This window comes from Pseudomonas yamanorum, from assembly GCF_013386765.1.
Classification (GTDB): Bacteria; Pseudomonadota; Gammaproteobacteria; order Pseudomonadales; family Pseudomonadaceae; genus Aquipseudomonas; species Aquipseudomonas yamanorum_A.
In genome coordinates this window covers 209,154-221,990 of the sequence record NZ_JACARE010000015.1, presented here as the reverse complement: position 1 = coordinate 221,990, position 12,837 = coordinate 209,154, and the positions used below count along the sequence as shown (strand labels likewise).

Sequence of the window (12,837 nt, the reverse complement as noted above, 5' to 3'; positions counted from 1 at the left end):
GCGCACCGTGACCTCGCTCAATGGTTAGAACGCCGCCCGGTAGATTTTCTCGATATCCGCCGCGCTGAGCTTGCGTGGATTGTTGCGCATCAGGCGCTCGATCCCCGCCGCCTCTACCGCCATCGCCGGGATCGCCTCCTCGGGCACACCGAAGCTGCGCAGGCCGGACGGGATCTCCACTGCGGCACACAGTCGCGTCATCGCATCCACGGCCTGGTCGGCGGCATCCACCGCACTCAGACCCGTCACATTTACGCCCATGGCCTGGGCAATCTCCTGCATGCGCTCCACGCACGCCAGCTTGTTCCAGTGCATCACGTAGGGCAGCAGCAAGGCATTGCTCACGCCATGGGCGATGTTGAAGCGCCCGCCCAGCGGATACGCCAACGCATGCACTGCACCGACGCCGGCATTGCCGAACGCCATGCCGGCCATCAGGCTGGCGGTGGCCATATCGTCACGGGCCTGCAGGTTCGCCGGGTTGGCGTAGGCCTTGGGCAAAGCCTTGGCGATCAGTTTGATCGCACCCAGTGCCAGCGCATCGGTGATCGGCGAGGCATTCAGCGACAGGTAGGATTCGATGGCGTGCACCAGCGCGTCCACGCCACTGGCGGCGGTGACGCTGCGGGGGCAGGTCAGGGTCATTTGCGGGCTGATCAGGGCCACGTCCGGCAGCAGGTAGTCGCTGACGATGCCTTTTTTCAATTGCGCGACCTTGTCCGACAGAATCGCCACATTGGTCACCTCCGAACCGGTGCCGGCGGTGGTGGGAATCGCGATCAGCGGCGGGCCTTTGCGCGGCACCTGGTCCACGCCGAACAGGTCGGCCAGGGCGCCGTGGTAACCGGCGTAGGCTGCCACGCTCTTGGCGATGTCGATGGCACTGCCGCCGCCGACGCCAATCAGGCCGTCATGCCCGCCTTCGCGGTAGACGCGCATGCAGTCCTCGACGATGGCGATTTCCGGGTCGGGCAGCACGCGGTCAAAGATTTCGTAGGTCCGTTCGCCCAGATGTTCCAGCGCCAGCGCCACGGTGCCGGACTTGACCAGCGCCGCGTCGGTGACAATCAGCGGGTTGTCGACATCCAGCCGCGTCAGCTCGGCGGCCAGTTGCTCGATGGCGCCTGGGCCGGTAAGCAGTTTGTGGGCGATCTTGAATGAGGAAGTACTCATGTGCGCGGCCTCTTATCAGTTATGGGCTGGCACAAGAGTAGCTTGGGATTTGAGGTTGTCTGCCATTCATGGGGTGAATGGTACGTTCCCTGTGGGAGCAGGCTTGTGTGGGAGCCGGGCTTGCCCGCGATGCAAGCACCTCGGTGTATCAGTCACACTGCGGTGATGCTATCGCAGGCAAGCCAGCTCCCACACAAGCCTGCTCCCACATTTGATCGCGACTCGGTCTTTAGACCTGTGCGGTGCGCAGTTTCTCGCTGCGCCCGCGCAGCCATTCCAGGGTCAGCAACAGCACCACCGAGAAGGCGATCAGTAAGGTCGCCGCCGCCGCGATGGTCGGGCTGAGGTTTTCACGGATGCCGCTGAACATCTGCCGGGGCAAGGTCGCTTGCTCGGGCCCGGCGAGAAACAGCGTCACCACCACTTCATCAAACGAGGTGGCAAAGGCAAACAGCGCCCCGGAGATCACCCCCGGCGCAATCAGCGGCAAGGTCACCCGACGAAACGCCGTCAGCGGTGACGCACCCAGGCTCGCCGCCGCCCGCACCAGGTTGTGGTTAAACCCTTGCAGGGTCGCCGACACGGTGATGATCACAAACGGCACACCCAACACCGCGTGCACCACGATCAGCGAGAAGAAGCTGTTGCCCAGGCCCAGCGGCGCGAAAAACAGGTAACTGGCCACGCCGATGATTACCACCGGCACCACCATCGGCGAAATCACCAGGGCCATCACCAGCGCCTTGCCGGGGAAATGCCCGCGGGTCAGGCCAATCGCCGCCAGCGTGCCGAACACCATCGCCAGCACCGTGGCCGCCGGGGCAACGATGATGCTGTTCTTGAGGGCGCGCATCCATTCCGCGGAGCCGAAGAAGTCCTGGTACCAGTGCAGCGAGAAACCTTGCAGCGGATACACCAGGAAACTTCCACTGTTGAACGACAACGGGATGATCACCAGCACCGGCAGGATCAGGAACAACAGGATCAGGCCGCAGAGAATCCGCAAGCTGTAGAACCAGACCCGTTCCACGGGCGACATATAAGGGCTCAGCATCGCATCGGTCTCCTTAACTCAGGCGCAGGCGGCTGGCGCCTACCAGCCAGTTGTAGATCAGGTACAGCACCACGGTGGCCAGCAGCAGCAAACCGCCCAGGGCCGTGGCCATGCCCCAGTTGATGCTGGTGTTGGTGTAGAAGGCCACGAAGTAGCTGACCATCTGGTCGTTCGGGCTGCCCAGCAACGCCGGGGTGATGTAGTAGCCGATCGCCAAAATGAACACCAACAGGCAGCCGGCGCCGACGCCCGCGTAGGTCTGCGGGAAGTACACGCGCCAGAAGCTGGCGAACGGGTGGCAGCCCAGGGAAATCGCCGCCCGCATGTAGGTGGGCGAGATGCCTTTCATCACGCTGTAGATCGGCAAAATCATGAACGGCAGCAGGATGTGCACCATCGAGATGTAGACCCCCAGCCGGTTGAACACCAACTCCACCGGTTTATCGATCAGGCCCATGCCCATCAGCGCGCTGTTGATCAGGCCGCCGGACTGCAGCAACACAATCCATGCGGCCACCCGCACCAGCACCGAGGTCCAGAACGGCAGCAGCACCAGGATCATCAGCAGGTTGCTTTGCCGCGCCGGCAAGTTGGCCAGCAGGTACGCCAGCGGGTAGGCCAGCAGCAGGCAGCACACGGTGATCACCAGGCCCATCCAGAAGGTGCGGGCGAAGATATCGAGGTAGATCGCCTGGTCCGGGGTGGCCGGGGCGATTTCGCCGAGGTCGTCGATACGGTGATCGACGGCGGCCAGCAAGTAGTACGGCGTGAGGCTACTGGTGTTGCGCCGGATCGCCTGCCAGTACGCCGGGTCGCCCCAGCGTTCGTCGAGGTTTTCCAGCGCTTCTTTATAGGAGGCAGGCGCTTCGGTAAACGGCAGCGCCCGCGCGGTTTTCGTCAGCAGGCTGCGATAGCCCGCCAGTTCCATGTTCAAGCGTTTTGACAGATCGCCCAGGGTCGAGTTTTTCCGGGCTTCGCCCAGGTCTTCGCTGATGGCCTGGTACACCGGCTCGCCGGGCAGGCCACGACCGTCCCAGGCCGTCACCGCCACCACCGTGCGCGGCAGGCCGCCCACCACTTCCGGGTTGCCGACGCTTTTGTACAGCAGCGCCACAATCGGCACCAAAAACACCAGCAGCAAAAACACCACCAGCGGCGCGATCAAGGCCTGGGCCTTCCAGCGGTTGAGCCGCTCGGCACGCGCCAGGCGCTGTTTCAGGGTGGGGCTGGGAATGGCGAGGGCCATGGCGAACTCCGGAACTTGAAAATGAATGCAATCTGCCAAACGCAGCAAATCTCATGTGGAAACCGGCGTGTGTGGGAGCCGGGCTTGCCCGCGATGCAGGCACCTCGGTGTATCAGTTGCACCGCGGTGATGCGATCGCAGGCAAGCCAGCTCCCACACAAACCTGTTCCCACAAAAGGTCAGGCGGTGTAGCGAGTTACTTGGCCGCCCACGCGTTAAAGCGCTGCTCCAGTTGCTCGCCGTTATCCGCCCAGAAGCTCACGTCGATCTGCACCTGGTTGGCGATGTTTTCCGGTGTGGTCGGCATGTCCTTCAAGATGTCCTTGGCCAGCAACGGTACCGCCTGGGTATTGGCCGGGCCGTAGGCGATGTTTTCCGAGTAGGTCTTCTGCTGCTGCGGCTGTACCGAGAAGGCGATGAATTTCTTCGCCGCGTCGGCACGGTCTTTCGCCAGGCCTTTTGGAATGGCCCAGGCGTCGAAATCGTAGATCCCGCCGTTCCACACCACTTTCAGGTTGCTTTCCTTCTGCACGGCCGCGATCCGGCCGTTGTAGGCAGAACTCATCACCACGTCACCCGAGGCGAGGTACTGCGGCGGCTGGGCGCCCGCTTCCCACCACTGGATGAACGGCTTGAGCTCATCGAGTTTCTTGAACGCGCGGTCCTGGCCATCTTTGCCGGCCAGCACTTTGTACACATCCGCAGGTGCCACGCCGTCCGCCATCAAGGCGAATTCCAGGGTGTACTTGGCGCCCTTGCGCAGGCCGCGTTTGCCCGGGAATTTCTTGGTGTCCCAGAAATCTGCCCAGCCGCCTGGTGGTGCTTTCAGTTTGTCGGCGTTGTAGGCCAGCACGGTGGACCACACAAAGAAGCCCACGCCGCACGGCTGGATCGCGCCTTTGACGTAATCGCCCGGGTTGCCGAACAGTTTCGGGTCCAGGGGTTCGAACATGTCTTCGTCACAGCCACGGGACAGTTCCGGCGACTCGACTTCCACCAGGTCCCAGGACACGCTCTTGGTGTCGACCATCGCCTTGACCTTGGCCATTTCACCGTTGTACTCGCCGGCGACGATCTTGCCGTTGCCCGCGCTTTCCCACGGGGCGTAGAAGGCCTTGACCTGCGCCGCCTTGTTCGCGCCACCGAAGGACACGACCGTCAAATCAGGGCCTGCCATGGCCTGTGTCGCGCCCATCAAGCTCAACGCCAGGGCCGAATATTTCAGGGATCTCAACATTGTTGTTCTCTCCACGTGCGAGGTTGGTGAAGCAAGGGGGCGATCAATTCGCCTCTAGAAGTGGGTCGAGTGCGCGAACGTGCTCGACTTGCCAGCCAATCGGTACCACGTCGCCGACCGCCAGGGCTGTGTCCAGCTCGGCGATCGGTTGTTTCACAAAAAAATCGGACTTGCCGCAGACTTCCAGGCGCACGCGCACGTGGTCGCCCAGGTAGATGAATTCGGCCACCCGCCCGGAGAAGCGGTTGACGCAACTCTCGCTTGAGCCATTGAGGCTGACACGCTCGGGGCGCACCGACAGAGTCACCGGGCCGCCGACCTGGCCGACGTTCACCGCCAGCGCCTCGACCTTCTCGCCGCGCGCCAGCTCGACCACGCAGCGGTCGCCGGTGTGGCTGTGCAGGCGGCCATTGAGGCGGTTGTTCTCGCCGATGAAGTTGGCGACGAAGGTGTTTTTCGGCTCTTCGTACAGGGTGCGCGGTGCGGCGATCTGCTGGATCTCGCCCTGGTGGAATACCGCCACCCGGTCGGACATGGTCAGCGCTTCGCCCTGGTCGTGGGTCACGTACACCACGGTGACGCCGAGGCGTTGATGCAGGTGCTTGATCTCCATCTGCATGTGTTCGCGCAGTTGCTTGTCGAGGGCACCGAGGGGTTCGTCCATCAGCACCAGCTGTGGCTCGAACACCAATGCACGGGCCAGGGCAACCCGCTGTTGCTGGCCGCCGGAGAGTTGCGCCGGGTAGCGCTGGGCGAATGCATCGAGCTGCACCATGCTCAGCACACGCTTTACGCGCTCGCTGATGTCGGTCTTGCTCAGGCCGCGCACCGAGAGCGGAAACGCCAGGTTCTCGGAGACGGTCATGTGCGGGAACAGCGCGTAGTTCTGGAACACCATGCCGATGTCGCGCTTGTGGGGCGGCACGTTGTTGATGGAGCGGCCGGCCAACTGGATCTCGCCAGCGGTGGGGGTTTCAAAACCGGCGAGCATCATCAGGCTGGTGGTCTTGCCCGACCCGGACGGCCCGAGCAAGGTCAGGAACTCGCCCTTGCGAATTTCCAGGTTGAGGTCTTTGACGATCAGGTTCTCGCCGTCGTAGCTCTTTTGCACGCCACGGAAGCTGACCAGCACATCATTTGAATCCACCTCGCTCATACCCGCACCTTTTTGTTTTGGACTGCCATGGAACAAGCGTAGTCCTACCGCGAAGCCCCGCAAATCGGGGGCCCGGAGAGATTGGCATCAGCAGGATGGAAGGTTTGGGGTAGGGATCGCCCTACACGGATGGCGGGCATAGAACAGTGCGAGCGCTACAGGTGGCAGGAATGGGTCTGCCAGGGCTTGCGGGTGGTCGCAAATGGATAAGCGGCTATAGAAGCTTGTGCTCCATCGCGTACTTCACCAGTTCCGCCAGGGAGGTGATGTTGAGCTTTTGCATCAGGCGCGCTTTGTGAGTGCTGATGGTCTTGCTGCTCAGCGCCAACTGCTGGGCGATGTCGTTGACGTTGGCGCCCTGGGCCAGGCGCTCGAATACCGAGAACTCGCGCTCCGACAACAACGAGTGCAATGGCCGGGAATCGGTCAGGCCGACTTCGAAGACCATGCGGTCTGCCAGGTCCGGGTCGATGTACCGTCCGCCCGCCGCGACCTTGCGAATCGCCGTCAGCAGCAGCGCCGGGTCGCTGTCCTTGGTGGCATAACCGGCAGCACCGACCTTCAGCGCACGGGCGGCCATTTGCGCTTCATCGTGCATCGACAGCACCAGGATCGCCGGGGGATTGTTCAGCGCACGAATCCGCGGGATGGCTTCCAGACCGTTGACGCCGGGCATCGAGATGTCCAGCAACACCACTTCGCAGGGCACATGGCGCAGGGTTTCCAGCAATTGCTCGCCATTGCTCGCCTCGCCCACCACCAGCAGGTCCTTGGCCAGGCCGATCAGTTGCTTGATGCCTTCGCGAACGATGGTGTGGTCTTCGGCTACCAGTACACGGATCACAGTGGATGTCCTCTTCTTTTGGTTATCAATCCAGCGGCACCGTCACGCTCAGGGTGGTGCCTTCGCCCAATTCACTGCCCAGGCTCAATTGCCCGCCCATGATCAGCACCCGCTCGCGCATGCCTACCAGGCCAAACGACACCGGACGCCCGGGGGCCTGGACGAAACCGGTGCCATCGTCGCTGATGGTCAGCCGCAGATGCGCGCCCTCCACCACCAGTGTCAGTTCGACAGTATGCGCCTGGGCATGGCGCATCACATTGGTCAGCGCCTCCTGCAGGATGCGGAACAGGCCGATGGCCTTGGCGTCGCTCAGGGCCGGCAGGTTGTCCGGCACCTGCACGAGGCAGGGAATCTGGGTACGGGCTTCGAAGCGCCGGGCCTGCCATTCGATGGCCGAGGCAATCCCGGCGTCGAGAATCGGCGGGCGCAAGGCCGTGGCCACGTCCCGCACCAGTTGGAACAGTTGGGCGATCAGGCGCTTCATGCTGTTCAGCCGCTCGTGCAGGCCGGGGTCCAATTGTGCGTAGGTCAGCTCGCACATCGAGGTTTCCAGCTTGAGCACGGTGAGCATTTGCCCCAGCTCATCGTGCACTTCCCGGGCGATGCGGGCCTTCTCTTCCTCGCGCACGGTTTCCAGGTGGGCGGACAATTCCCGCAGTTGCGCGCGGGAGGCGTCCAGTTCCAGCTCGATGCGCTTGCTCTCGCTGATGTCCCAGACAATCCCGTCCCACACCACCACGCCATCCGCAAGGCGACGGCTGACCGCCTTGATCTCGGTCCAACGTTGCTCACCCGTACGCGTCAGCAGGCGACCTTGCCATGTCCAGTTGCTTTCTGTGTCAGTGGCCTGGTCCTGGGTGCGGTGGTAGCTGGCCCGATCCTCGGGATGCACCAGGTTGCGGATGCCCATGTCCCGGTGACCGAGGACGGCCGGGGAGTAGCCCACCAGGCTCTCGCTGCCCTGGCTGATATAGGCGAACTCGATGTCATCGCTTAACGGCAAGCGCTCCAGGCGAAACACCAGCCCCGGTACGTTGGCGGCAATCCCTTGCAGGCGCGCTTCACTTTCCTGCAAGGCCGCGAGCGCCCGGCGCCGCTCAGTGACGTCGTTGAGGTAAACCACCAGATACTCGCCGTCGGCAAACCGCAGGAAACTCAGTGACACATCCGCCGGCAACACACTGCCGTCGGCGCGCAGGCAATTGGTAGCAAAGCTCTGCGGCCCGTCTTCGCTGGCCCGGGCGCGTTTCCACAGGTTGAGCCAGCGGTCCATGGTCAGCGTCGGGTCGAACTCGATCAGCGGCCGCTCGATCAGAGCGCCGGGGGCGTAGCCCAGCATGGTTTCTGCCGCGAGGTTGGCGTAGCGCACATGGCTGTCCCAATTGACCCACAGGATGCCGACGGTGCTTTGGTCGATGGAGAACTGGGTCAGGCGCAAGGCTTCGGCACCGGCGGCGCGGGCGGCGCTTTCTTCCCGGGCGGCCAACAGGTTGTGCTCCAGGCCGCGTTGCTGGCGGCGTTGCCAGAACACCACGGCCAGGCTGGCCAGCAACAGCAGGCCCAGAAGCACTGTGAGGTTTTGCCAGAAGCCTGGCGACTCGGTTACCCGCGGGTATTTGGGTTGCAGCCAGCGTGTGTGCAGTTGGTCCAGATCCCGGGCGGGGATCGTGCGCAAGGCGCTTTGCACGATGTCGGCCAGTTCGGGCCAGTCGCGCCGCGTCGCCACCCGCAGCAATTGCGGCAGGCCGATATCGCCCACCACGGCGAGGCCAGCGAACTCGGTTTCACCCGACAACCGACTCAATTGCGCTTCATCCACCACCGCATACCGCGCTTGCTGGCTCACCAGCAATTGCAGGGCCTGGCGCTCCATGGGCACGCCCTGCAGGTTGAGACTCGGGTAGGTGCTGCGCAGGTAATCCGCGACCGCGCTGGGCATGCGCACGGCGACGCGGGATTGGTCGTCGAGCTTTTCCAGGTCCACCGCCGCGCCTCCGTCGCGGATACCGACGATGTGCTGGGGCACGCGCATGTACGGGTCGGAGAACAGCCACAAACGCAAGCCGGCGGGGGTTTGCAGCAGGCCGGGAGCGAGGTCGACCTCACCGTCACGCACCGCCGCCTCCAGTTGCTCCTGATTGGGGAAGTTGCGCCAGGTCAGCTCGATATTCAGCGCCTTGGCCAGCCACTGCATCAATTCGACGTTGGCTCCGGACAGCCGCTGCAAGCGCCGATCGTATTGGGCGTAAGGCGCCTGCAACACCAGGCCGACCCGCAGGTCCGGGTGCTGGCCCAGCCATTCACGCTGGCCGGCATCCAACTGCGCCGGGTGAGTAGCAGGCGCAGGCACCGCGCCCGCGATCAAGGGAAAGCATAAACAGCCGATAACCAGCAGGAAGCGAAAACCCATGATCCACGTCTCATAGCACTGACAAATACTGACCAACCCATTAGGCTGCCGGAATCACTTCTGGCCGGAAATCAACGATGCCACTTCTCCACCGCTCGGCACTGCCAGCATTGTGCCTGTCGCTGCTGTTTACCAGCGCCTTTTGTGTCGAGGCCGCCGACACTCCCGCTCCCGCCCCGGAAAAACCGGTGGTGCGCCAGCCTTTGCCGGAGCGCAGCCAGGAAGAAGCCAACGCCCTGGAGCGGCAAATCCCGCAACAGGAGCAGCAACAATTGCAGGCGGGCAGCGACTCTTTCCTCGCCCTGTGGAAACCGGCCAACACGGGTGAACCGGAAGGCGTGGTGATTATCGTCCCGGGCAACGGCGAAAGTGCTGACTGGCCTCAAGCAATCGGGCCATTGCGCCAGAAATTGCCGGACGCGGCGTGGGGCACTCTCAGTTTGTCACTGCCGGACCTGACCCTCGACACCTTGCCGCCACGGGTCATCGAATCGCCCAAAGCCGCCGTGGACACCAGCAGCAAAGACGCCAGCACTGTCGCCAAACCCGTGGAACAAGCCGCCAGCGCCGAAGCCGAGGGCACCGACCCGGCCGTGGTTCCCGGCAGCGACGAACAAGACAAGACTGACGCCTCGCGAATCTTCGCGCGCATTGATGCCGCCCTCGCCTTCGCCCAGACCCAGAACGCCCGCAGCATTGTGTTGCTTGGTCACGGCACCGGCGCCTGGTGGGCGGCACGTTACCTGAGTGAAAAACAACCGGCGCAGGTGCAGAAATTCGTCATGGTTGCCGCGCAAACGCCGGCGGGCCGTGAACCGGACCTGCAACAACTGGCCCCCAAACTGAAGCTGGCGACGGCGGACCTGTTCTATCAGGACGACGGGCAGGCGCGCAAAACAGCCCTGGAACGTTCCCAGGCCAGCAAGCGCTTGAAGAATGACAACTACAAGCAGGTGTCCCTGAAGGCGTTCCCCGACAACAGCCCCGCCGGACAGGAGCAACTTTACCGGCGGGTTCGCGGTTGGTTGAGCCCACAGGCCAGCGGGAGTTGAGCGCAGCTTTTGAAGCTGATGAAGATCAACTGTGGGAGCTGGCTTGCCTGCGATGGCATCACCTCGGCGCATCGGTGAGACCGAGTTGCCCGCATCGCAGGCAAGCCAGATTCCACAGTTAGCGAAAGTCCCGCCGCTCGCGAATCAACGCATAGGCGTTATGCAACTCCCGGGTTCTTTCAGTCGCCTCGCGCACTTGGGCCGGGCTGGCACCACTGCCGGCAATCTTGTCCGGGTGGTGCCGGCTGAGCAGGCGGCGGTACGCACGCTTGATCACTGACGGCTCGGTGGTGGAAGTCACCCCCAGAATCCGCAGCGCCTCCTGATACGCCCCGCCACGATTGGCCAGCGGCTTGCGCTCAGGCTCATAGTCAGCCGCCAGCGCCTGGATCTGCTGCACGGTCCAACCCAGCCACTTGCCCCATTGTTCAATCAACTCGCGCTCGGCCGTACTGGCCTTGCCGTCCGCCCAGGCCATGCGCCAACAGGCACGCAGCACACCTTCCGCCGCATGGGGCTGAGCCTTGAGCACGCCCAAATAACTGCGCACCCGGTCCGAGCCGGACTTGCCGCGATTGAACGCGGCAATCGCACGGCGCTGGGCCGGCTCGGCCATGTCCAGCGAACGCATTTCCTGGCGCGCCTGCTGGATATGCCCGTCCACCACCCGGCCGTTGCTCTTGGCCAGGCGGCCAAGCAACACGAACAGCAGTTCGTCATTGCGCAACGCCGTCCGACCGCCAAGACGCTCGCGCAGTTGCGCCCAGCTTTGCAGCTCCAGGCGCCGATCAAGCGCCTGGCCCAGCAGCGCGCCCAACATGGCCCCCGGAATGCTGGCAATGGCAAAGCCCGCCCCGGCTCCGATCAGAGTCCCTGGCCACAACATCCTAGTGCCCCGCTGTCAGCAGGGTTTCGACTTGCGCCAGGCGCTCCACCGTCCCGACATCGATCCAGCGTCCGCTCATGTGCTCCCCCGTCACCAACCCTTTGGCCATGGCGTCACGCAACAGCGGCGCCAGCTTGAAGGCACCCGCACTGCAACCCGCGAACAACTTCGGGTCGAGCACGGAAATGCCACTGAAGGTCAGGTTATCGGCATCGGGGGCTGCATCATGAAGCGCGCCGTCCTTTATGTAGAAGTCACCGCCGGACGGGTGATGCGCCGGATTGTCCACCATCACCAGGTGAGCCAGGCCGTTCAACGGCCGATCAAGGCTGGCGAAGTCGTAGTCGGTCCAGATATCGCCATTGACCACCAGGAACGGTTCGTCCCCCAGCAGCGGCAACGCCTTGAAAATCCCGCCGCCGGTTTCCAGCGGCTCGCCTTCGGCCGAGTACTGGATGCGGACGCCATACTGGGAGCCGTCGCCCAGGTAGCCTTCGATCTGCTGGCCGAGCCAGGCATGGTTGATGACGATATCGGTGAAGCCGGCTTTCGCCAGCGCCTCAAGGTGATATTCGATCAGGCGCTTGCCGCCAGCCTGGATCAGCGGCTTGGGTGTGTGCAGGGTCAGCGGACGCATCCGCTCACCTTTGCCGGCGGCCAGGATCATGGCTTTCATACGGCCGCCTCGATACGCAGGCTTGCCAGCAACTCACCCAGTTCGCTCAACTCTGGCCGGTCTGCGAGCACCGCCTCTATATAAGCAAAGAAGCGCGGCACGTCGGCCAGGTAGCGTGGCTTGCCATCTCGATGGCAGATGCGCGCGAAAATGCCGATCACCTTGAGATGGCGCTGCACGCCCATCAGGTCGCTGGCCCGCAGGAATTCTTCGAAGTCCACCTGCACCGGAATACCCAACGCGCCGGCACGCTGCCAGTAACCGCGCTGCCATTCCCGTACGCGGGCCTTGGGCCAACTGAGGAACGCATCCTTGAACAGGCAGGTGATGTCGTAGGTCACCGGGCCGTAGACCGCATCCTGGAAATCCAGCACGCCGGGGTTCGGCTCGCTGATCATCAGGTTGCGCGGCATGTAGTCGCGGTGCACCAACACCTTGGGCTGGGCCAGGGCGCTGTCGATCAGGTGCTCGCTGACGCGCTGCCACAGGGCAAGTTGCCGGGCGTCGAACTCGATGCCCAGCTCCCGGCTCACGTACCATTGCGGAAACAATTCCAGCTCGCGACGTAACAGAGCGACGTCATAGCTGGGCAACGGCGCTTCCATCGGCAATTGCTGAAAAGCCAGCAATGCGTCGATGGCATCGGCGAACAATTGATCGGCATTTTGCTCGTCAATTACGTCCAGATAGGTTTTTTTCCCCAGGTCGTTCAGCAAAAGAAAGCCGCGAAGCAGATCTTGCGCATAAATTTTCGGAACATTTATTCCCGATTGTTCGAGCAAATGAGCGATATCGACGAAAGGTTTGCAGTTTTCCTGGGGGGGTGGAGCGTCCATTACGACGAAACTGCGACCTCCTCCCTCCCAACGGAAGTAACGCCTGAAACTCGCGTCACTGCTGGCCGCAGTCAACGTGGCCGGGGGTACGACGCCCCAGCCCTGGGCGGTAAAAAGGCGAGGCAATTGCTCATCAAGCCAGACTTGCAGCTGTTGCAAACGTAGATCTTGGTCGGGCATTACAAGGGTCTCCGACGGCGCTAGCCGTCAAGCGGGTCATGCTTTATTATCACGCATCTTTTTCAGACCATCGAGAGGCGTGCG

11 protein-coding genes are annotated in these 12,837 nt (G+C 63.1%); 1 reads left to right on the top strand and 10 read right to left on the bottom strand.

Features of this window, described 5'->3' with window-relative positions; all coding sequences use genetic code 11:
* Nucleotides 1-24: 24 nt before the first annotated feature.
* The 7 genes from HX875_RS11340 to HX875_RS11310 all read right to left on the bottom strand — a co-directional run bounded on the left by HX875_RS11340 (nucleotide 25) and on the right by HX875_RS11310 (nucleotide 9,123).
* On the bottom strand, nucleotides 25-1,173 hold the full coding sequence (locus HX875_RS11340; protein WP_177043259.1) for an iron-containing alcohol dehydrogenase: 1,149 nt from the start codon (nucleotides 1,171-1,173) through the stop codon (nucleotides 25-27).
* Nucleotides 1,174-1,402: 229 nt separating this feature from the next.
* A complete protein-coding gene (locus tag HX875_RS11335; RefSeq protein ID WP_003210970.1) occupies nucleotides 1,403-2,227 on the bottom strand; it encodes an ABC transporter permease in 825 nt (274 codons plus the stop codon).
* A gap of 13 nt (nucleotides 2,228-2,240) precedes the next feature.
* Complete coding sequence (locus HX875_RS11330; RefSeq protein WP_003210972.1) at nucleotides 2,241-3,473, bottom strand: ABC transporter permease; 1,233 nt, start codon at nucleotides 3,471-3,473, stop codon at nucleotides 2,241-2,243.
* Between the two features lie 196 nt (nucleotides 3,474-3,669).
* On the bottom strand, nucleotides 3,670-4,710 hold the full coding sequence (locus HX875_RS11325; RefSeq protein WP_177043258.1) for an ABC transporter substrate-binding protein: 1,041 nt from the start codon (nucleotides 4,708-4,710) through the stop codon (nucleotides 3,670-3,672).
* 43 nt (nucleotides 4,711-4,753) lie between these two features.
* On the bottom strand, nucleotides 4,754-5,866 hold the full coding sequence (locus tag HX875_RS11320; RefSeq protein WP_063026781.1) for an ABC transporter ATP-binding protein: 1,113 nt from the start codon (nucleotides 5,864-5,866) through the stop codon (nucleotides 4,754-4,756).
* Between the two features lie 214 nt (nucleotides 5,867-6,080).
* Nucleotides 6,081-6,710, bottom strand: a complete 630-nt coding sequence (locus HX875_RS11315) for a response regulator (protein ID WP_003210977.1) — start codon at nucleotides 6,708-6,710, stop codon at nucleotides 6,081-6,083.
* 25 nt (nucleotides 6,711-6,735) lie between these two features.
* A complete protein-coding gene (locus tag HX875_RS11310) occupies nucleotides 6,736-9,123 on the bottom strand; it encodes a PAS domain-containing sensor histidine kinase (RefSeq protein ID WP_177043257.1) in 2,388 nt (795 codons plus the stop codon).
* Nucleotides 9,124-9,200: 77 nt separating this feature from the next.
* On the opposite strand from HX875_RS11310, the gene HX875_RS11305 reads away from it, so the two are divergent.
* The gene (locus HX875_RS11305; RefSeq protein WP_177043256.1) at nucleotides 9,201-10,175 is read left to right on the top strand and encodes an alpha/beta hydrolase family protein; all 975 of its coding nucleotides are present in this window, start codon (nucleotides 9,201-9,203) and stop codon (nucleotides 10,173-10,175) included.
* Between the two features lie 118 nt (nucleotides 10,176-10,293).
* Here HX875_RS11305 and HX875_RS11300 read toward each other — a convergent pair whose 3' ends face one another.
* Genes HX875_RS11300 through HX875_RS11290 form a run of 3 tightly spaced genes read right to left on the bottom strand, consistent with a single transcriptional unit; the run spans nucleotide 10,294 to nucleotide 12,753 of the window.
* Nucleotides 10,294-11,061, bottom strand: coding sequence for a TerB family tellurite resistance protein (locus HX875_RS11300; RefSeq protein WP_177043255.1), 768 nt, complete (start codon nucleotides 11,059-11,061; stop codon nucleotides 10,294-10,296).
* Between the two features lies 1 nt (nucleotide 11,062).
* The gene (gene murU / locus HX875_RS11295) at nucleotides 11,063-11,737 is read right to left on the bottom strand and encodes an N-acetylmuramate alpha-1-phosphate uridylyltransferase MurU (RefSeq protein WP_177043254.1); all 675 of its coding nucleotides are present in this window, start codon (nucleotides 11,735-11,737) and stop codon (nucleotides 11,063-11,065) included.
* Entirely contained in the window at nucleotides 11,734-12,753 is a 1,020-nt protein-coding gene (locus HX875_RS11290) for an aminoglycoside phosphotransferase family protein (protein WP_177043253.1), read from the bottom strand. The genes murU and HX875_RS11290 overlap by 4 nt, the downstream gene beginning before the upstream one ends.
* Nucleotides 12,754-12,837: the final 84 nt, after the last annotated feature.

Excerpts from the sequence above, each read along its gene's own strand:
- HX875_RS11340 (WP_177043259.1), bottom strand. The coding sequence starts at position 1,173 with ATGAGTACTTCCTCATTCAAGATCGCCCACAAACTGCTTACCGGCCCA.
- HX875_RS11335 (WP_003210970.1), bottom strand. The coding sequence starts at position 2,227 with ATGCTGAGCCCTTATATGTCGCCCGTGGAACGGGTCTGGTTCTACAGC.
- HX875_RS11330 (WP_003210972.1), bottom strand. The coding sequence starts at position 3,473 with ATGGCCCTCGCCATTCCCAGCCCCACCCTGAAACAGCGCCTGGCGCGT.
- HX875_RS11325 (WP_177043258.1), bottom strand. The coding sequence starts at position 4,710 with ATGTTGAGATCCCTGAAATATTCGGCCCTGGCGTTGAGCTTGATGGGC.
- HX875_RS11320 (WP_063026781.1), bottom strand. The coding sequence starts at position 5,866 with ATGAGCGAGGTGGATTCAAATGATGTGCTGGTCAGCTTCCGTGGCGTG.
- HX875_RS11310 (WP_177043257.1), bottom strand. The coding sequence starts at position 9,123 with ATGGGTTTTCGCTTCCTGCTGGTTATCGGCTGTTTATGCTTTCCCTTG.
- HX875_RS11305 (WP_177043256.1), top strand. The coding sequence starts at position 9,201 with ATGCCACTTCTCCACCGCTCGGCACTGCCAGCATTGTGCCTGTCGCTG.
- HX875_RS11300 (WP_177043255.1), bottom strand. The coding sequence starts at position 11,061 with ATGTTGTGGCCAGGGACTCTGATCGGAGCCGGGGCGGGCTTTGCCATT.
- murU (WP_177043254.1), bottom strand. The coding sequence starts at position 11,737 with ATGAAAGCCATGATCCTGGCCGCCGGCAAAGGTGAGCGGATGCGTCCG.
- HX875_RS11290 (WP_177043253.1), bottom strand. The coding sequence starts at position 12,753 with ATGCCCGACCAAGATCTACGTTTGCAACAGCTGCAAGTCTGGCTTGAT.